Origin of the sequence: Candidatus Pelagibacter communis, assembly GCF_001179945.1 — a bacterium.
GTDB classification, from domain to species: Bacteria; Pseudomonadota; Alphaproteobacteria; order Pelagibacterales; family Pelagibacteraceae; genus Pelagilacustribacter; species Pelagilacustribacter ubique_A.
The window spans coordinates 1-1,100 of record NZ_CVSG01000034.1; the positions used below are offsets into that span (position 1 = coordinate 1).

General features: G+C 24.7%; 2 protein-coding genes. Both read left to right on the forward strand.

Translation table 11 applies throughout. The features are described 5' to 3' along the window. On the forward strand, positions 1-500 hold a 500-nt coding region (locus AMN78_RS00965), incomplete at its 5' end, for a cytochrome c-type biogenesis CcmF C-terminal domain-containing protein (RefSeq protein ID WP_306452601.1). Further along, on the forward strand, positions 484-1,002 hold the full coding sequence (locus AMN78_RS00970) for a DsbE family thiol:disulfide interchange protein (protein WP_075533757.1): 519 nt from the start codon (positions 484-486) through the stop codon (positions 1,000-1,002). The genes AMN78_RS00965 and AMN78_RS00970, both read left to right, overlap by 17 nt. The last annotated feature ends 98 nt before the right edge of the window (positions 1,003-1,100 follow it).

The window sequence follows — 1,100 nt, forward strand, 5'->3', positions numbered from 1 at the left end:
TATCATCTATTATAGATCTTTTTAAAAAAAAAAGTTTTAATTTTCCAAGAGTTATATCGCATTTATCTTTTGGATTTCTTATCCTATTTATCGGATTAAATCACAATTTCTCGATTGAAAAAGATTTCAATTTAAAAATAGGAGAAACCAAAAAAATTGATAATTTTAAATTTCATCTTAAAGATTTAAAGTTAGTTCAAGATACAAACTTTAAAGCTGTAATTGGCCAACTAAAAGTTAACGACCTATTAACTAAAGAAGAGAGACTTTTAAAACCCGAAATAAGAATTTACGATAATCCTAAAACTTTAACCTACGAAGCTTCAATTCAAACAAATTTTATAAGAGATTATTACTTAACCATGAGTAATATTGATCGGTCTGACTATTACAATATCAAATTTCAAAAAAAACCACTTATGATTTGGATTTGGATATCAGTTGTTATTCTTTCGTTAGGAGGTTTTCTAAGTTTACTAAGACATGCAAAATATAATTAAATTAATCACAGTATCTTTATTAGTATTCATTCTTGGAATATTTTATCTATCTTTAAATAGAAGTTCTAATTACGATACTAAATTTCTAGTCGGAAATAAAATAGCTGATATTAAATTACAAAGCCTACAAAGTGAAAAATTTTTTACTAATGATAATTTTAAAAACAATAAATATACTTTAATAAATTTTTGGGCATCGTGGTGCGCACCGTGTAGAGTTGAACATCCATATTTAATGATGTTATCAAAGTATCAACATCTCAAAATATTAGGTATTAATTTTAAAGACAAAAAGATTAATGCTTTAAAATTTTTAGAAGAACTTGGCGATCCGTACCATTACCTTGCAAAAGATAGCTCTGGAAAACAATCAATCAATTTTGGAATTTATGGTATACCTGAGACTATATTGATTGATAATGAATTTAATATTTTAAAAAAGATTATTGGTCCTCTTAATGAAAGAGATTTAGAGGAAATAAAAGAAATTATAAAATCCTAATGAAAATAACGATACTTTATTTAATCCTTTTTTTTAACATCTCTATTTGTGCCTCATCAAATGAAATTTTAAATGAAAGTCAAATTCACAAAAATCTC

What these genes read in the sequence shown, in the direction of transcription:
- AMN78_RS00970 (WP_075533757.1), top strand. Translation starts at nt 484, where the DNA reads ATGCAAAATATAATTAAATTAATCACAGTATCTTTATTAGTATTCATT.